This is a genomic window from Mycetocola sp. Y444 (genome assembly GCF_059445295.1).
The window spans coordinates 23,780-44,956 of the sequence record NZ_JCAIUB010000002.1 but is presented as its reverse complement, the minus strand read 5'-3'; the positions used below and the strand labels follow the sequence as shown (position 1 = coordinate 44,956).

Here is a 21,177-nt window from a genome sequence, read left to right as displayed (position 1 = left end):
AGAAAACCGCAATATTTGCGCAGGATGCAAAAAGCCCGCGCCGATCTTCGGTCAGGAACGCACGCATCACTCAGGAACGAGGATTTGCCCCCGCGGTTGCCACGGCATCCGTGCCTGCTGCATCCGTGCCCGCTGCACCCGGACCGGCCGCAGACGGCCCGCCGACGACGCTGAACCGAGAACGGCGCTTCTTCGCGCCGGCAGAGCGGCCATACACGAGATACATCGTGAGGCCCATGATGATCATGAGCAGCACCGTGTAGACGAAGGTGATCGACATCGAGTCGAGGTTGTTCTCACCCTCGGTGCTCGCCTTGATGGCGATGCCGAGCGGTTCGTACAGCGGGTGATACAGGAAGACGGCGGCGTCGTAATCGTCGAGCAGGCTGTTGAAGTTGAGCGCGGTGATCGCGGCGGCCGTCGGAATCACGAGCGGGAACAACACCTTGCGGAAGGTGAACAGTGACTTCGCACCGAGGATGCGAGCGGCATCCTCAAGTGAATCGGGAATCGACGCGAACGCCGCCTTGAGCAGCCGCAGCGTGAACGGGATCTTCACGATGATGTACGCGACGAGCAGCAGCACGGCGGTGCCCGTGAGCACCTGGCCACCGATGAGCGGGTTGGGCCGGTCGAACGTCATCACGAGTGCGAGCGCAATGAGAATCGTCGGCAGAATCCACGGAATGTGCAGGAGATATTCGAGAACGGATGTCACAGGGTTCCGATATTTCTGGATCACCCGCGAGACGAACAGCAGCCCGCCGACGACGATGAGTGCGGCGAGCGCGCTGTAGACGACGCTGACGACGAACGGCCGGAGCACGGCAGGAGTACCGAAGACCGTCGCGTAATTGTCGAGGGTGAACGAACTGAGCGTGATCGACCCGGTGAGCACCGCGGTCGAATCGACGAAGGAGAACAGGACGATGAGCAGCACCGGCGCCGCGTAGATGACGAAGAGGACGTAGGCGATGATGTGGACGATCGCGTTCGCACCGCGGTTCGGGATTCGCTGTTTTTGCAGCGGGGTCGCGACCTTCGCGACGGAGAAGTAGACGCCCGACTTCTCGACGCGGTTCATGACCGCGAGAAGGATGATCGTAGCGACGCCGAGGATGATCGCGAGGAGCGCGGCGAGGTCACGGGAACTGGTGCTCTTCGAGAACGTGACGATCATCGGTGCGATGGTCTGGAAGTCAGGACCACCGAGCACGATCGGTGCGGTGAGCGCGCCGAGACCGGTGAGGAAGGTCAGCACCGTGACGGCGAAAATCATCGGACGGAGGGCGGGCAAAACGATCTTCCATAGGATGCGCCAGGTCGACGCTCCCATGTTCCGCGCCGCTTCGATGGTCTGGTAGTCGACCTTCGCGAGTGCCGAGGACAAGAACAGCATGTGGTTCGTTGTCGTCGCGAACGTCATCACGAGCACAACGGCAAAGAAGCCGGAGAACCAGTTCGGATCGACCTCTGGCCAGACGTTGCGAACGGCGTTGGTGATGAACCCGTACCGGCCGTAGATGAAGTTGTAGCCGGCGGCGAGCACGATGCCGCCGTAAATCAGTGTGGTGGCGTAGCCAAGCCAGAGCACGCGGGCGCCCCGGATCTGGAAGTACTTCGTGACGAGCACGATGAAGATGCCGACAACGTTGACCGTCACCGAAAGAGTGATCGCGAGCAGGAAGCTGTGCCACAGGCTCTTCATGGCGCGCTCGGAGCTGACGAGCTTCTCCACCGCGCGGGCGCTGAACTCGCCGCCGGGGAAGAACGTCGACACCAGCAGGTTGATGTTCGGGAACAGCAGGAAGGTGACGATGAACCACACGAGCACCACCGAGACAACGATCACGAGCGGTGAGCGGAGCATGGCCCCGAGCGATGAGTTCCGCATGTCGACTCCTCAGTACTGCAGGATCGAGGTCGGGTCGACGTAGAGGTCGGCCGTCGAACCCGGCTCCAACAGAGCGTCGCCGTTCTCCGTCACCATCGCGAGCAGCGTTGTTGCACCCGACTCGATCGCGTAGGTGCTGTACGCACCGTGGTAGGTGCGCGCCGCGACAATGCCATCCAGACGGATACTGTTTTCCCCTGTTCGCGGCGGGTACAGAGACACCTTCTCCCGGCGAAGGTACGACGGCTTCGCCGGGTCGAGCCCAGAGGCGCCAGCTGAGACGAGCCGCTGGACGAAGTCAGGTGACAGCGCATTGATGGCTCCGACGAAGGTGCACACGAACTCCGTTCGCGACCGGTCGTAGATCTCCTCCGGGGTGCCCACCTGTTCGACGACGCCCTTGTTGAAGACGGCGATCCGATCGCTCATCGTCAGGGCCTCTTCCTGGTCATGGGTGACGTAGACCGTAGTGATCCCGAGTTCGCTCTGGAGGTTCTTCAGTTGTTCGCGCAACTGCACACGCAGTTTGGCGTCGAGGTTGGAGAGCGGCTCGTCGAGCAGGAGGATGCGCGGCTTGAGGACGAGCGCTCGTGCGATGGCCACTCGCTGCTGCTGGCCACCCGAGAGCTCGGCGACGTTCTTGTCGAGCTGCTCACGCGTGAGTTCGACCTGGTCGGCGATCTCAGCGACGAGTCGATCGGCTTCCGCCCTCTTGGTCTTGCGAACGGCCAGACCGAAGGCGATATTCTCACCGACGCTCATGCTGGGGAAGAGTGCGTAGTTCTGGAACACCATACCGACGCGGCGTTTCTCACTCGGCAGCCGAGTGGCATCCTTACCGTCGATAAAAATCCTGCCGCGTGACGGCTCGATGAAGCCCGCGAGGGTTCGGAGTGCCGTTGTCTTGCCGCAGCCCGATGGGCCAAGGAGAGTGAAGAACTCGCCCTCGGCGATTTCGAGGTTGAGGTCGGGAATGGCGACGTGCTCACCGAACCGGACTTCGACGTTGTCGTACGTGATCATCTGGGCTCCAGCAGACCGTTCCACGATAAACGGCGGTTGAGGGGGAAAGACGGCCGCGGACTACCCGCGTCCGCCTCACCCCAGAGACGGGAAGGACGAGCGGTTAGGGCAGGTACTCGAGTTCGGTCTTCTCGACCCACGCGCTGATGTTCTCGCGCACGAATCCGTAGTCGATGTCCTGCTTCTCAAGGGAGTCGATGAGCTCGATGACCTCGGGGAGAGCCGAGGCACGGGCCTTCTCATTGACCGGGTAGGCCGAGAACTCGGCGGCGAACTCGCCCTGGACTTCGGCGCTGCCGAACCAGTCGATGAACTCCTCTGCCTGTGCTTCCTTCGACGTACCGGCGATGACGGAGATCTGCTCGGTGACGTACGGCACGCCGATCTTGGGCGAGATGACCCCGGTCTTCGTTCCGTACTCAGCGTCGCGTGCGGTGATGCCGCTCGAGGGAATGACCCCGTAGTCCACCTCGCCGCGCGTCAGGCGAGCGTAGAGATCGGTTCCCTCGACAGCGGGCGAACCGTTGGCGAAGTACTTCTCGACCTCTTCCCAGCCCTCGTCAGAAATTCCGAGATCTCCGTCTTCGTCGACGTACTGCGTCAGCAGACCGGCGAGGATCAGCTGCGGTGTCGCCTGGCCGAGGACCGTGTTGACCTCGTAGCGCCCCTCGTAGGCGCTGTCGCTCCACAGGTCGCTGGTTTCGGTCGGCGCGTCAGATTCGCTCACGCTGTTCGTGTCATAGACCGTGACGATCGCCTGCTCAACGAGCGGCCAGAATGCGCCATCGTCGGGGTCACCGGACTCCTGGTCGACCTCTGCTGCCCAGGCCGGCTCGTAGGCGGTGATCGCCTCTTCTTCCTTGAGCGTCTCGAAGTACATGTTGTTGAGCCCGTAGACAACATCGCCGACAGGGTTGTTCTTCTCCGCGACGATCCGGTTGGCGAGGTCGGCTCCACCGAGACCAACGATCTCGATTTCGATGCCCGCCTCTGCGGCCTTCTCGGTGACCCATTCGCCGCGACCGTCCGAGTTGGAGTTCGTGTAGACAATGAGCGTTCCGCCGGATTCCGCCGGAGCTTCCGATGAGGATGCTTCCGGATCCGCGGAGCAGCCGGTGAGGGCGACGGCGCCGATGAGAAGTGCGGCAATCGACGTCGATCGCACGGTGCGGTTGTTCACGTTCAGTCCTTTCGAGCAGGACAGACCCCGGGTCGCGTCCTGCTGGCATGTGGTTGACCACTCCAACCTAGGGGACAGCGCGCCCCAAAGGGGTGCCCAGCGAGAAATGTTCACCAGAGGTTAGCCGCCCACGGAGGACGAGGACTCTATCGCTGCTGCGTTTGGTCCAGATCAGGCGCGGGCATCTCCTCGGGCTGTTCCGCGAGTGCTACCCGGCGCGCACGGTATCGCAGCACGGTGCGCACGACCCACCAGGCAACGAGGCAGGCAACACCCGCAACGACGAGGTACTTGAGGATGTCCGCGTACTGCAGGACCGCGCTCCAGTTCTCACCGAGCAGGAATCCGGCGATCACGAAGATACTGTTCCAGATCAATGATCCCGCGAGGGTGAGAACCGCGAACACGGCGAGGTTCATCCTCTCGATGCCCGCGGGAATGGAGATCAGGCTCCGAAAGATGGGCAGCATCCGTCCGAAGAACACGGCTTTCTTTCCGTGCCGCCCGAACCACTCGACGGTTCTCGTGATGTCGTCCGGGTCGACGAACGGGATGCGGGCAGCGAGCCACATCGTGCGGTCATGGCCGAGCAATCGGCCGAGCCCGTAGAGCAGGAAAGCACCGAGAACCGAGCCGACGGTCGTCCACACGATCGCCTCGACAATGCTGAAGTTTCCCTGGCTCGCGGTGAAACCGGCCAGAGGAAGAATGATCTCGCTGGGGATCGGAGGGAAAACGCTCTCGAGGAAAACGATGATTCCCGCGCCGATCGGGCCGAGGGCCTCCATGACCGAGATCGCCCATCCGGCGATTCCGTCTGCGACGCCAGCTGACGACGAGTCAGCCGAGGCCGCGATGACGCTGGCGGCGTGGGAAAGCGAATGCATAGAGTCTCCACAGTGGATTGGACTGCGGCAACGACCACGTCGGCGATGCCAAAGGTTCCCGCCCAGTCTGTCACAGCGGCCTTGAGGGGTTCCTGAGCGCGAGCGGGGCAACACAAAACCCCCACTCGAAGAGTGGGGGTGGTGGCGGAGACGGCGGGATTTGAACCCTAACTTCAGCGGCAGTAACTAGCGGCCTGGCTTTGCCAAGCCCGATTTTCTGGCCGTTGTCGATCAGGTTCCGACCTCTCGGACAAGTGGACTCGCACTCGATTGTGGGCAAACGGTGGGCACCGATGACGGACGTTGCCCCCAGTCCTTGGGTAACGCTCATGGACACGTGCAATGTCCTAATAGAGTCCCGTAGGACGGCACCACACCGAAAGGCATTTCATGGCACGTAAGTCAATCGCACGTAGGCGGCCAATCGTTGTATACCGAATCGAACCCACGGAGGGAGCACGCGTCGATTTCCGCGCTTGGGTCGGTGACGAAAACGGACGCATGATCAGGGAACAGTCGCTCGGGTCTGCTTGGACCGATGAGTATGAGGGGAAGCCGCCGCGCGGGCAGTGGCTGACTAGCACCGAGACAGATCAGATACACGGACTCCCAGATGGCATCCGCGACTACCTGTTCGAATTCGACGACGCGATTCGCGAAGCTCTCCGAAAAATGAAGTAGCTCGCAAGCCGCTATTTCGGTTCGGGCTTCAACACGCCCGCGTAAAAGCGGGGATGGGCGTCTTGGAATTTCGAGATCTCATCCGCGAACCTCAAGTCTCCCAGTCCCCCCTTTGCGTATCGCTTCATTGCGATCACCGCCGCATGTGGGCCTTTGTCGTCGAAGTCGGGTTCACCGCGCCTCTGTTTCTTCTGAATGGGCGTTTGAATATCTAGACGTCGATGCCAAATCTGGCCGTGATGCGCGCAACGATTCCGAAGGACAGAAAGGCTGTGGACCGTGTTTAGAAAACCGTCCCACGGCAAGGAATAGGACTCAGCGACTTTCCTAGCCGCCGAGTCATCTTTTGCATAGACCATGATCTTCGACAACGACCCAAACGACAAGACTTCAAACGCTACCCACACAGGGACGGCTGAAAAATCGTCCCCGTCGCGGTAGGGATTCAGTGTTCGGGATTTACTGCGGCTCAACTGATTTTCCAGCTGTTGGGTATCAACGCGCTGCTTTTCCGAAATTTCCGTGTAGAACGCGTCTTGCAGGTAAAAGGCATCATGGCCAAACTGCTCAGCAAGCTGATACGCGTATCGAGCGCGCACGGAGCGCTCGATACAGCCGAGTTGATGAAGAAATATCCTTGCGAGCTCGATGTCAAGATCGTGGACATTGATGACGTCATCGAAAGTGGTCCCGCTAATGAAGGCATCTCTTTTTGCGTCCGGCTCCACCTGGAACTGGCGAAAATAGCCACTCAGACGGAAGTAGTTTCTGTCCAAAAGCGCGGCGCTGGCAGCCGCCGGATCTGGCACCGCCAGACCGTTAGTTTCCAGTTTTTTCCGCTGCTGATCCAGCGTATGGAATTTCTTCACCAGCAGAGCCTATTGCCCCACACACAAAAAATGGCCCCGCCTATTTCAGGAAACCTTGTTTTAGAGGTTCTAGCCTTGGCGGGGCGCTGTTGCGTCAACTCTATCCAAAGCGTAGGCGCGTGCGCAAACCATCCCATATGCTCACATGCAATGCTCAGACCCACCGTTGTGCTTCCCTGTGCTGAGCCGGCGAGGGTTTCACCCCGCGAATCGTCTCGGTTTTGCGCGCCGAGCACGCATAGTGACCTGCCTAGTCGCGCGGTGCTTTCCCCCTGCACTCGTGCAACGCTTTTCGTTGCAAGCGCGCAACGCTTTCCGTTGCAAGCGCGCAACGCTTTCCGTGAGACGACTTCCCGCCCCTCGTTTGGTCGTGGCGACTAGTCCCCACGAACGAACCCGCCACCAAGCGTCTCCCAAATGACTGCGACCCCGTGGCTGCGCAGGAGATCCATCATGTCGACCGCAGGACGGGTAGGCACCAGGATTGCAAGGCCCTCGTGCTGCACGTATCGCGCGTAGTCCAATATCTGACCCAACGCCATGCGCAAATTATGTCTGGACGAAGATGCCTTGGCCTCGATCAACTCGTCAGTCGCCAGATTGAAAACATCGGTGTACATGATCGTTCCTGCGGGAGTCGGAATTTTATGGCGCACCGCCTCCTGCGATTGCGTGGCTGCCAGCCAGTTCACGTATCGTTTCACCAGCTCTGCCTCCCGGCGGACAACCTCGACTGGTTCATCTGGGCGTCGCGCCACGTACCCGGCAATGTTCGTAGCTTCAATAGGGATCATCCCAGCCGACACCTCAACAGGAGCCAGGAGTTCCGGTGATCTAAGGGTCTCCCCAATCGGAACGAGACGAAACACGAATACGGAGCGTAGATCCCCGTGTTTATCAGGTGCCTCATCTACAAACACGTATGACTCGTCTGGGACCTCAAACTCCCCGATGTAGGTGACGAGCGAGCCGTCTGTCTGAAACAGACGTAGCGCCCGACCGGCTGACCGATGTGCGAGAGTCGCACGATTGCCATCGGTCATCACCTGGTCGCCCACTTGCCCCTCCCCGGTGTAGTGGAAAGTTCCGTCCTCGTGCCATCCATCGAACGTGTAACCGAACTGCTCCCCCGAAGGACTGGTGAAAAGCAGCACGTTTGGCGTCCTTGCCGAGGGCTCCATGCCGCCTCGCTGACCACCGCCATAGACTTTCTGCATGTCGGTGCGCTTCTGCGCTTCGCCAACCGCAATTTCCCATTCCTGCGCCATAAGCAGTCCCCCGTCTTTGCGATTCGAATTTCCGAATCACCCCAACTCTGGCGCATATATCCTGTTTGGAACCGCTCCAGGCGCAGCCCCATAACGGGGCGTCCCCTCGCCTGTAGACGATCGACTTGAAAACCCGTACAACTTGTCAGCCGCTATACGCGAAGCGGGCCTACCGCGGACAGGGAGGGGGTGCGGGGTACCCCCTCGGCCCCGAAGTGGGCGATGCGCACCGACGCTTCGGAAGATACGTTGAACCCAACATGCATGGGCCGCAGACGTGAGAGCGGTTCCCGCTGGACCTCAACCGCGACTAAAGGGCCCCATGACCGGACCAGCATTCGTTCCATCCCAACCACCGAACCTATCGCCCAGTTCCAGCAGCGGGGCAGCGAAGAGAAGCTGGGTGATCGTACTGGTCGCTGTTGGAGCACTTCTGGTGCTGATAATTGGCGTCACCGTCGCGTCGAATTCGGCCGCTGAAGGCCCAGAGGTCGACACGGAGATCTCCAAATACACGCAAACTTGGTCGCAGAGCTACTCGAACACCACATGCGACGACTGGAATGAAGAGATGACTTCGAAGCAGAAGTTCGCTGCAGCAGCAGACATTCTCACGTCGGCACGCAACAAAATCGATGACGGCACTGGCATGCCCTCGGATGCTCTCATCCAGGAATTCGCTTCGGGCATTTCGACGGTATGCGTTGTGCCATCAATGACGCTGACAGATGCCACATACGGGCTCTACACGACGGAGCCTCGATTTCATCCGTAGGGTGAGCCAGCGGGGCTGGTGGGCATTCTCAGGGGTGAGTAGCCTCGGGCTATGGACAGGGATTTAGACGCCCCGAACTGCCCCCGGTGCCTGGTTCGGATGGAAGTCATTGGTGCAGGCCGAACAGCAGTATGGAAGCGCTCCGAGTGCGGTCTAATTCAACTCTGAGCCGCTGGGCTGGGCGCGTTGAAGCGCCGACCCAGAGCGCTTGACCCTGGCCTCAATGAAACGACGTAGCTCACTGGCCCGTACGCGGTGCTTCGTGACAGCGTCCCCTAGCTCTACTATGCCCAGATCTCCGGAGTTGATACGGCTGTATACAAAGCCTCTGGACGTCCCGAGAAGCTTCGCTACCTCCGCCACAGAGTACAGACGGAAAGACGACTCATCAACGGTTCTCGATTCCACGGGCTGACCGATTCTTGATAGATCGAACTGGGCGGCGCGCTCCTTCAGCTGCCGCTCCACCTCTTCCCGGATGATTGCGCGGATTGATTCGTCAAGGCTCTGCATGCAGCGATTATGCCGCCTACCCGCCGCACAGAAATGGATGAACGCGAGGCGTGGTCTGGAAACGGCTTGCGCCGCAGCTGTCCATGCCCGATGTCCGTGTCCAACAGGCCGACGTGACCGCTCCGATGAGCTCGAGCTCGGCGACGGTTGGCTGCAAGAGCCCCGATGCCACCGCCGAATCTACCTCGTAGTCATATCCCGCCTGGCTTTCGCTCAAGATGCCACGGGATTTCGAAGGACACGCGCAACCACGTCAGCCAGGACAGCTACGACCCTTTGTTGATACTCCCGCTCGCGATCGCGCTGATCTATGACGTCGGCACGGTTGCCCCGGAGGATCCTCAATCCTCGCGCGAATAGCAACGCGTATTTGGCTTCTGCCGGCGTCGGTGAACGAACCAAGGACGTCTCGAGGTCAACGGTGGTCGCGAGGTTCAAATGCTCCATAGGGCTGGGGGCGAGCCCGTACCGCAACTATCCGGTCCAGATAGCCCGCCCCCAGCAGGTCTATTCGGTGACAGTAATCCTCTGAATCGCGGCAGGCCGCACGAAGGCAAACCCGACCCGTTGAGTGACTCGAACGAATGTCATGTCGCGTGAAAACCCGGCGTCACCGCTGGTGGCGAGGTCAGGTTCTCCTGAAAGAACCAGCACGCTAGCTCGGGAAGGAACGCCCCATATAACGTTGTCCGCCACAGCGGATGATGCGTAGAGACGGGTTCCTGCAACCGCGAGACTCACTGCTTCAGGGGTGACGTCAGCCGCTCCAGCAACAGGAGACGATTGCACCAGAGGCCGAATCGATCCACTGCTTTCCTTCAACGTGGCAACTTTGAGAAGCGTCGCCGGGGAAGCAACGAAGCCTGAGACGATTTCCCCGATCCCCGCAGCTGCGAGCCTTGCCGCCTCGAAGACGTCGAGGTCGGCGAGATCGGTACTGAGATCGTTTACCCCTTCAAGCGAGCCCAGGCCTGCGGGCGCAGGAGCCGCCAAGGACCCGAAATAGGCGACGTCGATCTTTGTAGCGACGTCCCGCACGAGCGCGTCCAACGCCCTGGACGCGATGTCGCTGGAACCCGAGGCGATGGACTCGTTGGAGATTCCAGTGATGCCCGCAACTTTCGAAGGATAGACAGTGATCGTCTCGAACTCCGGGTCATCCGCGAAAATCTCCGTGCCTTCCGCATACCAACCGGCCGATGGGTCCTCGGTCATGACCGGAACTTCCACGCGACCCGCTTTGGTGTGGAGCGGAGTGGAAACCCTCGCCGCGATCGACGCCTTTCCCAGAGGGGTAATGAGGCTGGACTGGAGCAGGCTCAAGATGCCATTTGCTCCGTTTGTAGTTGTAAAGATGGACATTGGAATCCTCTCGGACATGCCCCGCCCCTATAGGCGCAGGCGAGCGATTTGTGAACGTGCGCGATTGCGCGACGACGTCACCGGAGCCTGTCCCTGCGGTCAGCTTCTACGGTTCTGTGCTGGCGACTCCAAAGTCGCTGGTTCGCTCGCCCTGCGGCTTGCGTTGTGTCCCTGCGGACGGCGGCTGGTAGCCCATTGGTGCCCCTGTCGGGCGCGATCCCTGCGGATTGTACCGCCCATTGTAGCAGAAAGCGCCCCGGCCCACAGGAGCCGGGGCGCTGGCATCCGAGGCCCAACTAGTCGATTGTACCATCCAATGTATCAATTGGTTCGACGACGGCGTTGATCTCGATGCGGCGACTGGGTGTCATCCCCACGATCGCTCCATTCAGCTCGACAACCTCTCCGGGCCATTCCACGTACACCGGTCGATCGCTAAGGAGAGCCGCGCGGAGCGCGTCGTGAACCTCCGCCTCCGGCTTGACTTGGACGAGATCGGGACGACTGTTTCCGAAATATGGGGGCATTGGAAATTGACTACTCATTCATCCTCATTTGCTCTTGCGCCGCAGCGCGCGCTTTAAGTTCAGTTGATTGTTCTAGTAAGGGTTATCTAATGGATTGGGTGCCACCGTGACCCACCTTTGACGCAGCATGACACCCCGGAGGGTTTCCCCGTGACGCCCTCCCGGGTTTCAACTGGCGATCTCGCGAACCTCGGACCCAACTTGGAGCCGCACATACTTCCACCCTCCCCTCCCATCCGGTTTGGGCAGAGCTCGAACCGGACCCGGCTCCGCCTCCGATTCAGGGTCCAAGAGAGGAAGGCAGTAGCGGTTGGTTAGCTGCCTCCCAGATGTTGCGTCAACCCAGGTCTCGACTTCAAGAATCCCCATCGCTCGGAGTTCCTTGACGCTGCGATTCACACTGCTACGGCTAAGGCAGGTACGGAAAACCACTGTGTCGATCGACGGCCAGGCACGATGCTCTTCCTGGTTGTAGAAATCGGCGATCGCAAGGAGGACCAGCTTCTGGGTTGACGACATAGGCCAGGACCATGCGAAGTTCAGGGCCTGAATACTCATGCCTATTCCTTCGCGAAGCGACCGCCGGAGCAACGATCCCAAGCGCCGCGCGGAAGATCCGGGAAGCTGATAGCGTCGCTGTTGATCGTTTCCCTAGCTGGGGCCGCGGTCTCCTGGCTCTCGAAATCCCGACCGATTTCGAGAGCCTTTTCGCCGTGTTGAGACATTTAGATCGCCTCCATCGCGGTGCCGCGGCGCGCCGAAGATTCCAGCCAGTCCACGACGTCGCTCTCCTTGTACACCACCGTCTTAGGTGTCGGCTTGTAATACCGAGGACCCTTCCCCGTGTAGCGAAGCTGCGCCAGTGCGCCCACCGTCATACCCGGAATGTAACCCGCAACGTCGTCGGGGCTCATCAGTCCATTCATTTCGCTCCCTGTGTTTTGGTGACACAAGTTGTGCCGTGTTCAGACAGTACCCACGTGATTGCGTTTGTGTCAAGTGAAGCGTTACTGTGTTGATATGACACAACGACCATCAACCGGCTTCGGTGACCGGCTCGCCAAATACCGCCGCCTCGAAGGCCTCAGCGCTCAACAGCTCAGCGATCGTCTCGGCGGTGAGCTTTCTCGCGGAGTGATCGCGAACATCGAGAGTGGGCGAAAACCGGACGTCACTGTGGACCAGCTCTTTGCACTCGCTTGGGCGCTCCACGTTCCACCGATCGCTCTCGCCTTGCCCATTGATCACCCCTACATGCGCGTGCAGGTGGTCGCAACCGGTGAGACTGAGGACGAGGCGTGCGTCGTCGACTTGATGGACTGGGCGTCTTCAGTATCGGGCACGTCCAGCAGGGTTGGGAGCTCCAGCGGCCCAGCGGGAGTCGTGACGCAGACCATCATGGGCTCAATGCAGGAGTATGAGTCAGTCATGAGGGAAATCGCCGAGAAGTCCGCAGAAGGTGGCGCAGAGACGAACGTTGAGGAACGTCGCGCAACGGCTGAATCGTTGCAATCCGCCCTGAAAGGCCTGGGTGTTGACCTGAGCGAGCGAAGCAAAGCCTGGGAGTGGCGATGGGAACGGTAAGCCCCTATGAGACCGCCTCCGGACGACGGTGGCGAGCTCGCTACCGCAAGCCCGACCACTCGCAGACTGACAAGCGCGGCTTCAGAACCAAGCGGGACGCAGAGTTGTTTCTTGCGTCTGTCGAAGTGAGCAAGGCGCGGGGGGACTTTATCGATGCGTCGTCCGCACGCGTCACCATCAACGAACTGGGACCTCGCTGGCTTGAGTCTCAGACTCATCTGAAGCCGTCGTCGTACCGCCCAGTTGCAGACGCATGGCGGCTGCGAGTCCAACCGAAGTGGGGAGCGCGGGCGGTCGGTAGTATCCGCCACACCGAAATCCAGGAATGGGTTTCAGGACTCTCAGCAGAGCGCAGCGCCACCGTCGTAATCAGAACGTTCGGCGTCTTGTCCGCAATTCTGGAGTCCGCCGTAAAGGACAGGCGCATCCTTGCAAACCCCGCAAAAGACGTGAACCTCCCCCGCAAGCCGAAGCGCAAAAATGTCTACCTCACCCATGACGAAGTTCACATCCTTGCGGCCAACAGCGGAGAGCGCGGGCTCTTGGTGCTTTTGCTGGCATACACCGGCCTTCGCTGGGGCGAGCTGGCGGGCCTTCGCGTTGGGGACGTCGACCTCGTACGGCGTCGTTTGAGCGTCTCGCAGAACGCCGTGGAGGTGGCGGGGGTCATCCATGTCGGTACCCCTAAGAATCACAAGGTCCGCTCGGTGCCCTTTCCAGCATTCTTGGTTCCCTCGATACTGGCCCGGATGGATGGGAAAAATAAGAGCGAACTTCTGCTTCCGGGTCGCGATGGGCTGCACATGCGTCGGACGCGTGTCTCGGCAGGCTCAAAGTCCTGGTTCAAGACAGCACTCGCTGCTAGTGGCCTGGAACCTATGACCCTCCACGATCTTCGACACACAGCGGCTTCACTCGCAATCAGCTCAGGCGCTAACGTCAAAGCCGTTCAAAGGATGCTCGGGCACGCGTCCGCAACGATGACGCTGGATACTTACGCCGATTTGTTCGACGATGAGCTCGATACCGTTGCCACTCGGCTCAATGAGGAAGTGATGCAATCGATCGTGGGCAAAGCGTGGGCAAGCGCCCCGGAGAAGGCCAGCAAAAACCCCCTGATGGCCAGTGTTTCCGGGCCATCAGGGGGTTTTGATCTGGCGGAGACGGCGGGATTTGAACCCGCGGTCCCCTTACGAGGACTCCACCTTAGCAGGGTGGTGCACTAGGCCGAACTATGCGACGTCTCCATGTGCATGCCGACAGGCGGATGCACAGGCTCAATCATAACGGGTGATGTGCCGTGTTCCGAATCGCGGGCGAAAAACGACAGCTGACCGCTATCGATTCGCGACCGAACAGGTCTGTTCGAGGGCGGTCTGGCCCGAGAGCCCTTCGATCACGTTCGAGGTCGGAGTTGGCGTCGGCGTCGGCGACCCACCTGTGCCCGGATCGGACGGGGCGGTCGTCGGCGGCTGAGGAGCCGGCGATTCTGTAGCGGGCGGACCCGCTACAGGGGGCGGGGCAGGCGCGTTCGGGTCGGCCTCAACGCCGTTCCTCTCGACGTTCGGGTCCGGCGCGAATGACGCGTCTTCGGCGATCGCGTCGAACAACGTTTTCGCCACTGACTTGTTGGGAGCCACCTTGTTGGGGTTGTCCGGGTGCGTCACCACGGGAAACTGAACGAGCGCCAGCTTATCGAGGTCGATCGTCTGGAACGTCCTCGCCATCGCGACCATCTGGTTCACGTTCGTGAGCGACGTGGACAGCTTCACGTGTTTGGCCGCCACCTGAGCGAGCCCGTACAACTTGGTGATGTCGGTGAGTGTGTCATCGCTCTTGATCGTGCGCAGAAGGGACGAGATGTACTGCTGCTGCGAACCGATGCGCGCGAGGTCACTGCCATCACCAACTCCGTGACGGGTGCGAAGGAAGGCGAGCGCGGTCGCGCCGGAAATAGTCGTCGTTCCAGCGGGGAGGTCCAGCCCCGAATACCTGTCGCGCACACGCTCCGTAAGACAGACAGGGACCCCGCCGACGGCATTGGTCATTTGCACAACGGCGTCGAATGACATCAGCGCCGCATACTCGATCTCCAGCCCGGTCAGTTCAGATATCGTTGCAACGACGCAGGACAATCCGCCCCTGCCGAATGACGCGTTGAGCGACTGGGCTGAGACGGCGCGCGCAGTCTCCTCGGTTTCGGGATCGACACACTTCGGCTGCGGAATAACCAGGTCGCGCGGAAAACTGACGACGACAGCTGAGGAGTGGTCCTCCGAGACGTGCAGAAGCACATTGACGTCATTGAGTGTGACATCACGTTTCCCGTACGCGCCCCTGTCCTGGTTCTCATCGTTGTCCGCACCGACAACGAGCATGTTGAAGCCGCCTTCAATGGCACCGATGTTCGGGACGGCATCACCGGCCGCATCGGGCTGCGTGATATCGACCGCATTGGACGACACGTTGGACGCCAGGTCGTAGACAATCCACGCGGCAACCGACGCGCCGCTCACCAGGACAACGGCGAGGGCAATCGCCGTTGTCTTCAACAGCACTGCTGCCGCACCCCGCCGAGGTTGCCGTCCATGCTTCATCATCGGCGCTCGTCGGTGGCTCACAGCACCACTCTAAACCGCCACGGTCGCGGAACCCTGATACCCCGGACGCGTGAGCTTTAGTTGTTTCCCTTGGAGCACGTGTAGTCGCCAGCAGTCTGGCCCTGCACTGCCTCGGGCAACGCGACGACATCGGGCGCGGCCGGGGTCTCCGGGGATGCCGGCTGAGTGGCATCCGGAGCCGGCGTTTCGGGAGCGGGAGTCTGGGCAGGAGGTGCTTCGGTGACCGGTGCATTCGGGTCAAGAACGGAGCCGACACCCGTGTCACCCGTGAGCGTAATCGGCTGGTCGGCGGCGAGCGCATCGAACAGTTGCTTTGCCGGGGCCTTCAGCGGAAGGACGCCGCTCTGTCCGCCACTCGTTCCGGCGGCGTTGGGATACTGCACGAACACGACCTGCTCGAGCGGGATGTTCTTGAGCGCCATGGCAATCGACACCATCGTGTTGACGTTCGAGAGGCTGTTCGAGAGGGTCATGTTGCCCGCGGCGGCCTTGGCGATGCTGAAGAGCTTCGTCGGATCGGTGAGCGTCTCACTGCTCTTCAACTGACGTACGAGCGAGGAGAGGAACACCTGCTGATTGCTGATCCGTCCAAGGTCCGATCCATCGCCAACGCCGTGACGTGTGCGGAGGAACTGAAGCGCCGCCATGCCCTGAAGCGTGTGGGTTCCCTCGTCGAGGTAGGTCTGGGTGTAGTCGTCGTCGATCGGTTCGGCGACACAGACGTCGACTCCCCCGACGGCGTTCGACAGCTCGATAACACCGTTGAACTGGACTTCGGCGGCGAATGGAATGCTCATGCCCGTCAGCTTTTCAACGGTGAGCACGGTGCAGGCGAGTCCGCCGTACTGCAGGCTCGAGTTGATCTTCTGCGAAGCCAGCGCCTTGTACGTGCCGCCGTCCTCTTTCGGGCATTCCGGAATGGAGACGAACATATCGCGCGGGAAGCTGATGACCGTCGCCGCCGTGTGGTCCTCCGAGATGTGCATCAGCATCGTGACGTCGTTGAGGACGCTGGTTTCCTTATTCGGGTCACCGAATACACCGTCCTGGCCGGCCCTGCTATCGCTGCCGACGAGAAGCAGGTTGACGCCACCCTCGATCGCGTCGATGTTCGGAGCCGAGACACCCGGCGTCTCATTCGCGAGCGTGACGGATGGCTGCACGTCTTTCGCGATGTCCCAGAGCGCATACGCCGAAACGGCGGTTCCGCTGACGAGCAGAACGGCAAGCGCGCCGGAGAGAACCTTGATGATGGTCCGGATCGGGTGGGACTTCTTCAGCCGGCCGTGCCTGGCGATCGTTGAGACCGGTTCGGTCCGCCGGGTACGGCGTGAAGGCTCACTCACTCGACGGTCCTTTCGGGTCGGCAGGGCTTTGGCGGAGGGCGTGGGATTCGAACCCACGAGACATTTCTGCCCACCAGTTTTCAAGACTGGCTCCATCGGCCGCTCGGACAGCCCTCCATGCCGCGCTGTCGGGACAGCACGCAACACTCGATCCTAGCGGATCAGGGCAAGTCCATACTCACAGGGCATTCTGGACGGTCCCTGAGTGAGAACCGAGTACCCGCAGCCCTAATCCGGGCTTCAGAGCGACTCGAGAACGGCCACGAGTCCGTCATCGGCAACCGACCCGGTCACCTCGGTCGCCGCCGCTTTGACCTCGTCCGGCGCCTGCCCCATGGCGATCGCTCGCCCCTGGGCTCCCGCCCACTCGAACATTTCGACGTCGTTGCGGCCGTCACCAACGGCGACGACGCGATCCCGCGGCACATCGAGCCATCCACGTACCCTCTCGAGGGCGGTCGACTTGTTGACGCCAAGCGGAGCGATGTCAAGCCACGCGGTCCAGCCGATGGCATACGCGACCTGGTGCAGGCCCATGCTCTCCACGATCTTGAGGAACTCGAGTTCATCATGCTCTGGAGAGACGACCACCACTCGCGTCACCGGCTCGCTCAACAGCCCCTCGAACTCGACCTCTTCGGCGTTCTCGAGATTCCAGTCGGTCATTCCGACCGTGTATCTGCGGTATCCGCTCGGGTACTCGACCATGTATCGGCCGTCGGCGAGGTGGGATCGGATGGTCTTGAGCACGTCGCTCGGATCGAAGGTCTCGATGAGATGCCGGTGGTATCCACCGACCGCTCCCTGGTCGCGTTTCATGACGAGTGCGCCGTTCGCGCAGACGACGTACTCCGGGTCGATTCCCAGCTGCTCGACGACAGGCAGGGTTGTTTCCCAGCTGCGCCCCGTTGCGAGCATCAGCTGGTGACCGCGGGCGGATGCCGCGCGAGCGGCATCGATGACGGCATCCGACATCGATCCATCTTCGTGGAGCAGGGTGCCGTCAACGTCGAGCGCGACGAGGAAACCGGCTTCGCTCACAGCGGCTGGATCACATCGAGCCCGCCGAGGTACGGGCGGAGCGCTTCGGGAACAACGACCGATCCGTCGGCCTGCTGGTGGGTTTCGAGGAGCGCGACGAGCCAGCGGGTCGTTGCCAGGGTGCCGTTGAGGGTCGCGACCGGGCTGGTCTTGCCGCTCTCACCGCGGTAACGGATGTTGAGGCGGCGCGCCTGGTACGTCGTGCAGTTGGAGGTTGAGGTGAGTTCGCGGAACGCGTCCTGCGTCGGAACCCAGGCTTCGACGTCGTACTTGCGTGCGGCGCTCGAGCCGAGGTCGCCGGCGGCGGTGTCGATAACGCGGTAGCTCAGGCCGAGGGCCTGGAGCATGCCTTCCTGCCAGCCGAGCAGACGGAGGTGCTCGGCCTCTGCCTCTTCCGGTGTCGTGTACACGAACATCTCGAGCTTGTTGAACTGGTGCACCCGGATGATTCCGCGGGTGTCGCGGCCGTACGAGCCAGCCTCGCGGCGGTAGCAGGTGGACCAGCCCGCATAGCGGATCGGGGCATCCGCCACGTCGATGATCTCGTCGGAGTGGTATCCGGCGAGCGCCACCTCGCTCGTACCGGTCAGGTAGAGGTCGTCGGCGGGAAGGTAGTACACCTCGTCGGCGTGGGCGCCGAGGAACCCGGTTCCGGCCATGATCTCGGGCTTCACGAGCGTCGGGGTGATGAGCGGAATGAACCCCTCGGTCAGCGCGCGATCGAGTGCCATGTTCATGATGGCGAGTTCGAGGCGGGCACCGATGCCGCGGAGGTAGTAGAAGCGAGCGCCGGAGACCTTGGTGCCACGCTGCATGTCGATGGCGCCGAGGAGTTCGCCGAGTTCGAGGTGGTCTTTCGGCTCGAAGTCGAACGTCGGCTTCTCACCGACCTCTCGAAGGGTGACGAAGTCGTCTTCGCCGCCAGCGGGCACGCCGTCGATAATCGGGTTCTGGATCGCGCCGACGATCTCGTTAAAGCGAGTCTCGGCATCCGTCACCTGCTGCTGCGCGAGCTTGACCCGCTCGGACAGGCCCTTGACCTGGGCGACGAGCGCCGCCTTCTCGTCTTTGGGCGCCTGCGCCACGGTCTTGCCAAACGCATTCTGCTCGGCGCGCAGCTCCTCGAAGGTGGTGATCGCCGTGCGGCGTTCACGGTCGGCATCGAGGGCCTGGTCGACGAGGTCGACGGGCGATCGCCTCGCCTCCTGCGAACGCCGGATGAGGTCTGGGTTTTCGCGGAGGAGCACTGGATCAATCACGCTGGCAAGTCTAGCCGCGCGGGGTACCGTTGAAGATATGACGAGCACAGAGTCCCCTCGCGCCGCTGTGATCTTCAACCCGACCAAGGGCCGCATCCAGGAGTTGCGTCGCCAGATCGACGCCGCAGCCACCGCCGCCGGGTGGGGCGAGTCGCTGTGGTTCGAGACGAGCATCGAGGACCCGGGGCGCGGCATCGCCCAGCAGGCGGTCGACGCCGGTGCGGCCATGGTGCTCGCTGCCGGCGGAGACGGCACAGTGCGAAGCGTTGCAGAGGGCCTCCGCGATTCCGGCGTTCCGCTCGCGCTCCTCCCCCGCGGCACGGGTAACGTCCTCGCGCGCAACATCGGCGTGCCGATCACCAACACTGCGGATGCCATCCGCATCGCTTTCGAGGGAAACACACGTCACATAGACCTCGGCATTGCGACGCTCAGCCGCACCGACGGCAGCATCGAAGAGCACGGCTTTCTCGTGATGGCCGGCATGGGAATCGACGCCGACATCATGGCGAACACGAGCGACGCGCTCAAGAAATCGTTTGGCTGGCTTGCCTACGTCGACGCCGGCATCCGTGTGCTGCCGGGGGCAAAGCCGTTCCGTATTCGGTACCAGCTCGAGGGCAAGCCCGTGCACAGCGCCCACGTCTCGACGATCTTGTTCGGCAACTGTGGAACGCTGACCGGCGGGCTCGAGATGATGCCGGACGCCGTCGTCGATGACGGACTGCTCGACGTCGCCGTGTTGCAGCCCCGCGGAACGGTGGGCTGGATCGACGTGGCGCGCAGGCTGCGGGTCGACAATGGTCCGCTCCGCAAGTCGGTGATCGGCCGCCGCATCATCAAGGCGACGTCGGGGAACTCGTCGACGATCACCTACCTGCGGAGCGCCGGCATCACGGTGTCGCTCGAGAAACCCCGCGCCATCGAGCTCGACGGCGACGGGTTCGGCATCGTGGCCGGGGTGCGGTTCGCGACCGACCCGGGGGCGCTGGCCGTCCGGGTGCGTTAGCCGCTCCTGCCGCTCCGGCTGCTGCTCGACCTGTTGATCGGCCAGAAATGGTCACACTCACCGCCCGCGCCGTTGCTCGGTCGAAAATGGTCGAACTTTCGCGAAAGCTCCCGCCGTTTCTGGCCGAGCAGCGCGCGACCAGCCCTTTCTGGCCGAGCAAAGGGGGATCCGCGCAACCCGTCCATCCCTCAACCGGCGGCCGGGTGACCCCTGACCTCCACAGGCGTGGATCGAGCCTGCCGCGCCTCCACGCCGTGGGGCATCCTCGATGCCGTGACCTTCCGTAAACCACTGCCGTGCGCGTTGCCCTCCGCGTTCTCCGTGGCAGACGCATACGAGCACGGCTTCACGCGCGCGCAGATGCGGAATAAGTCCCTCGTCGCGCCGTTTCACGGCATCAGGGTGCTCGCCACGACCAGTCTCAACCTCGAACTTGCGTGCCGGGCGATGGCAACACGGATGCCGCGGGGTGCGGCCCTCAGCCACCGAACCGCCGCGCTCCTCCACGGCATGCCCCTGCCACTGTCACCCGACGCAGCGATCCACGTCACGGTCCGATCGCCAGGACGCGCTCTGCGTCGGCGTGGGGTCCACGGGCACAGCGCCAGGATGGAGCAGAGCGACGTCACCACGCTCGCCGGCCTGCCCGTCACAACCGTTGAGCGCACCTGGTGCGAGCTCGCTGCCATGCTGGATCTGCCCGATCTGGTCGCGGCGGCGGATTTCCTCCTCTGGCACGAGGCACAACGCACGACCGCCGCGCAGCTCGCCAGTGCTGTCGACGCATACACCTCGCGAGCAGGACGCCGGGTGCTGCGGCGAGCGCTCGCCCTCACCTCCGACCACTCTCGGTCTCGCCCCGAATCACTGGTTCGCGTCGACCTGGCGCTGAGCGGGCTTCCCACTCCCCTCGCGAACCACGAAGTGTTCCTCACACTGGCGCGCCGCACGGTATATCTCGACCTCGCGTTCCCCGAACAGAAGCTCGAGCTGGAGTACCACGGCGATCAGCACCGCACCGACATCCGCCAATGGCGAAGTGACGTGCGCCGGGCCAACGACATCGGCGACGAAGGCTGGCAGACACTGCAATTCACCGGGGACGACCTCGCCGACCTGCCCGGGCTGCGGCGTCGAGTCGAGCGACGACTGCGGATGCTCGGCTGGATCGGCTAGGCAACGGGCGCTGCTCGGCCACACATGGTCGCACGCGCCCTGCCCGGACAAAAACGGTTGCTTCTCGCGATTAACTCCAGCCGTTTGTGGCCGAGCAACCGGGTCACCAGCCGTTTCTGGCCGAGCAAGGTGGGCGCGTCCGCGTCCCCGCGGACGGTCGGA

General features: G+C 62.0%; 18 protein-coding genes, 2 tRNA genes and 1 pseudogene. 5 read left to right on the top strand and 16 right to left on the bottom strand.

From position 1 onward, the window contains the following. Positions 1-70: 70 nt before the first annotated feature. The 6 genes from AC1C2M_RS06965 to AC1C2M_RS06940 all read right to left on the bottom strand — a co-directional run bounded on the left by AC1C2M_RS06965 (position 71) and on the right by AC1C2M_RS06940 (position 7,802). Entirely contained in the window at positions 71-1,894 is a 1,824-nt protein-coding gene (locus tag AC1C2M_RS06965; protein ID WP_495435737.1) for an ABC transporter permease, read from the bottom strand. A 9-nt stretch (positions 1,895-1,903) separates the two neighbouring features. Further along, on the bottom strand, positions 1,904-2,917 hold the full coding sequence (locus AC1C2M_RS06960) for an ABC transporter ATP-binding protein (RefSeq protein WP_495435736.1): 1,014 nt from the start codon (positions 2,915-2,917) through the stop codon (positions 1,904-1,906). A 103-nt stretch (positions 2,918-3,020) separates the two neighbouring features. Beyond that, entirely contained in the window at positions 3,021-4,097 is a 1,077-nt protein-coding gene (locus tag AC1C2M_RS06955; protein ID WP_495435735.1) for an extracellular solute-binding protein, read from the bottom strand. Between the two features lie 146 nt (positions 4,098-4,243). Then, a complete protein-coding gene (locus AC1C2M_RS06950) occupies positions 4,244-4,984 on the bottom strand; it encodes a DedA family protein (RefSeq protein WP_495435734.1) in 741 nt (246 codons plus the stop codon). A gap of 692 nt (positions 4,985-5,676) precedes the next feature. Continuing rightward, positions 5,677-6,534: an Abi family protein gene (locus AC1C2M_RS06945; protein WP_495435733.1), complete on the bottom strand. Its 858-nt coding sequence runs from the start codon at positions 6,532-6,534 to the stop codon at positions 5,677-5,679. Between the two features lie 377 nt (positions 6,535-6,911). Beyond that, positions 6,912-7,802, bottom strand: coding sequence for an SRA domain-containing endonuclease (locus tag AC1C2M_RS06940; RefSeq protein ID WP_495435732.1), 891 nt, complete (start codon positions 7,800-7,802; stop codon positions 6,912-6,914). Between the two features lie 403 nt (positions 7,803-8,205). On the opposite strand from AC1C2M_RS06940, the gene AC1C2M_RS06935 reads away from it, so the two are divergent. Further along, positions 8,206-8,577 (top strand): hypothetical protein, encoded by a 372-nt coding sequence (locus AC1C2M_RS06935; protein WP_495435731.1) that lies wholly within the window; start codon positions 8,206-8,208, stop codon positions 8,575-8,577. Between the two features lie 153 nt (positions 8,578-8,730). On the opposite strand, the gene AC1C2M_RS06930 is transcribed toward AC1C2M_RS06935, so the two are convergent. The 4 genes from AC1C2M_RS06930 to AC1C2M_RS06915 form a co-directional block, all read right to left on the bottom strand. Continuing rightward, positions 8,731-9,090: a helix-turn-helix domain-containing protein gene (locus AC1C2M_RS06930; protein ID WP_495435730.1), complete on the bottom strand. Its 360-nt coding sequence runs from the start codon at positions 9,088-9,090 to the stop codon at positions 8,731-8,733. A 507-nt stretch (positions 9,091-9,597) separates the two neighbouring features. Further along, the gene (locus tag AC1C2M_RS06925; RefSeq protein WP_495435729.1) at positions 9,598-10,470 is read right to left on the bottom strand and encodes a phage major capsid protein; all 873 of its coding nucleotides are present in this window, start codon (positions 10,468-10,470) and stop codon (positions 9,598-9,600) included. A 677-nt stretch (positions 10,471-11,147) separates the two neighbouring features. After that, a complete protein-coding gene (locus tag AC1C2M_RS06920) occupies positions 11,148-11,498 on the bottom strand; it encodes a helix-turn-helix domain-containing protein (RefSeq protein WP_495436479.1) in 351 nt (116 codons plus the stop codon). Between the two features lie 206 nt (positions 11,499-11,704). Then, entirely contained in the window at positions 11,705-11,893 is a 189-nt protein-coding gene (locus AC1C2M_RS06915) for a helix-turn-helix transcriptional regulator (protein ID WP_495435728.1), read from the bottom strand. Between the two features lie 106 nt (positions 11,894-11,999). Here AC1C2M_RS06915 and AC1C2M_RS06910 point away from each other — a divergent pair, with 106 nt between their 5' ends. Then, positions 12,000-12,563, top strand: a complete 564-nt coding sequence (locus AC1C2M_RS06910; RefSeq protein WP_495435727.1) for a helix-turn-helix domain-containing protein — start codon at positions 12,000-12,002, stop codon at positions 12,561-12,563. Beyond that, positions 12,551-13,516, top strand: a pseudogene (locus AC1C2M_RS06905) (site-specific integrase); the annotation flags it as partial. The gene AC1C2M_RS06910 and the pseudogene AC1C2M_RS06905, both read left to right, overlap by 13 nt. 202 nt (positions 13,517-13,718) lie before the next feature. Here AC1C2M_RS06905 and AC1C2M_RS06900 read toward each other — a convergent pair. The 6 genes from AC1C2M_RS06900 to serS all read right to left on the bottom strand — a co-directional run bounded on the left by AC1C2M_RS06900 (position 13,719) and on the right by serS (position 18,830). Then, positions 13,719-13,810: transfer RNA gene (locus tag AC1C2M_RS06900), tRNA-Ser, on the bottom strand. A gap of 90 nt (positions 13,811-13,900) precedes the next feature. Beyond that, entirely contained in the window at positions 13,901-15,184 is a 1,284-nt protein-coding gene (locus AC1C2M_RS06895; protein WP_495435726.1) for an LCP family protein, read from the bottom strand. A 56-nt stretch (positions 15,185-15,240) separates the two neighbouring features. Then, positions 15,241-16,530 (bottom strand): LCP family protein, encoded by a 1,290-nt coding sequence (locus AC1C2M_RS06890; protein ID WP_495435725.1) that lies wholly within the window; start codon positions 16,528-16,530, stop codon positions 15,241-15,243. A gap of 29 nt (positions 16,531-16,559) precedes the next feature. Continuing rightward, positions 16,560-16,647: transfer RNA gene (locus AC1C2M_RS06885), tRNA-Ser, on the bottom strand. 123 nt (positions 16,648-16,770) lie between these two features. Continuing rightward, positions 16,771-17,571 (bottom strand): HAD family hydrolase, encoded by an 801-nt coding sequence (locus AC1C2M_RS06880; RefSeq protein WP_495435724.1) that lies wholly within the window; start codon positions 17,569-17,571, stop codon positions 16,771-16,773. Next, on the bottom strand, positions 17,568-18,830 hold the full coding sequence (serS, locus tag AC1C2M_RS06875; protein ID WP_495435723.1) for a serine--tRNA ligase: 1,263 nt from the start codon (positions 18,828-18,830) through the stop codon (positions 17,568-17,570). The genes AC1C2M_RS06880 and serS overlap by 4 nt, the downstream gene beginning before the upstream one ends. Before the next feature lie 37 nt (positions 18,831-18,867). Here serS and AC1C2M_RS06870 point away from each other — a divergent pair, with 37 nt between their 5' ends. Together AC1C2M_RS06870 and AC1C2M_RS06865 are read left to right on the top strand one after the other, a co-directional pair. Then, positions 18,868-19,839: a diacylglycerol/lipid kinase family protein gene (locus AC1C2M_RS06870; protein WP_495435722.1), complete on the top strand. Its 972-nt coding sequence runs from the start codon at positions 18,868-18,870 to the stop codon at positions 19,837-19,839. Positions 19,840-20,112: 273 nt separating this feature from the next. Continuing rightward, positions 20,113-21,015 (top strand): hypothetical protein, encoded by a 903-nt coding sequence (locus AC1C2M_RS06865; protein ID WP_495435721.1) that lies wholly within the window; start codon positions 20,113-20,115, stop codon positions 21,013-21,015. Positions 21,016-21,177 lie beyond the last annotated feature (162 nt).

Bases quoted from the DNA above. Each gene is read 5' to 3' on its own strand.
- AC1C2M_RS06965 (WP_495435737.1), bottom strand. From the start codon at position 1,894: ATGCGGAACTCATCGCTCGGGGCCATGCTCCGCTCACCGCTCGTGATC.
- AC1C2M_RS06960 (WP_495435736.1), bottom strand. From the start codon at position 2,917: ATGATCACGTACGACAACGTCGAAGTCCGGTTCGGTGAGCACGTCGCC.
- AC1C2M_RS06950 (WP_495435734.1), bottom strand. From the start codon at position 4,984: ATGCATTCGCTTTCCCACGCCGCCAGCGTCATCGCGGCCTCGGCTGAC.
- AC1C2M_RS06940 (WP_495435732.1), bottom strand. From the start codon at position 7,802: ATGGCGCAGGAATGGGAAATTGCGGTTGGCGAAGCGCAGAAGCGCACC.
- AC1C2M_RS06930 (WP_495435730.1), bottom strand. From the start codon at position 9,090: ATGCAGAGCCTTGACGAATCAATCCGCGCAATCATCCGGGAAGAGGTG.
- AC1C2M_RS06925 (WP_495435729.1), bottom strand. From the start codon at position 10,470: ATGTCCGAGAGGATTCCAATGTCCATCTTTACAACTACAAACGGAGCA.
- AC1C2M_RS06920 (WP_495436479.1), bottom strand. From the start codon at position 11,498: ATGTCGTCAACCCAGAAGCTGGTCCTCCTTGCGATCGCCGATTTCTAC.
- AC1C2M_RS06915 (WP_495435728.1), bottom strand. From the start codon at position 11,893: ATGAGCCCCGACGACGTTGCGGGTTACATTCCGGGTATGACGGTGGGC.
- AC1C2M_RS06910 (WP_495435727.1), top strand. From the start codon at position 12,000: ATGACACAACGACCATCAACCGGCTTCGGTGACCGGCTCGCCAAATAC.
- AC1C2M_RS06870 (WP_495435722.1), top strand. From the start codon at position 18,868: ATGACGAGCACAGAGTCCCCTCGCGCCGCTGTGATCTTCAACCCGACC.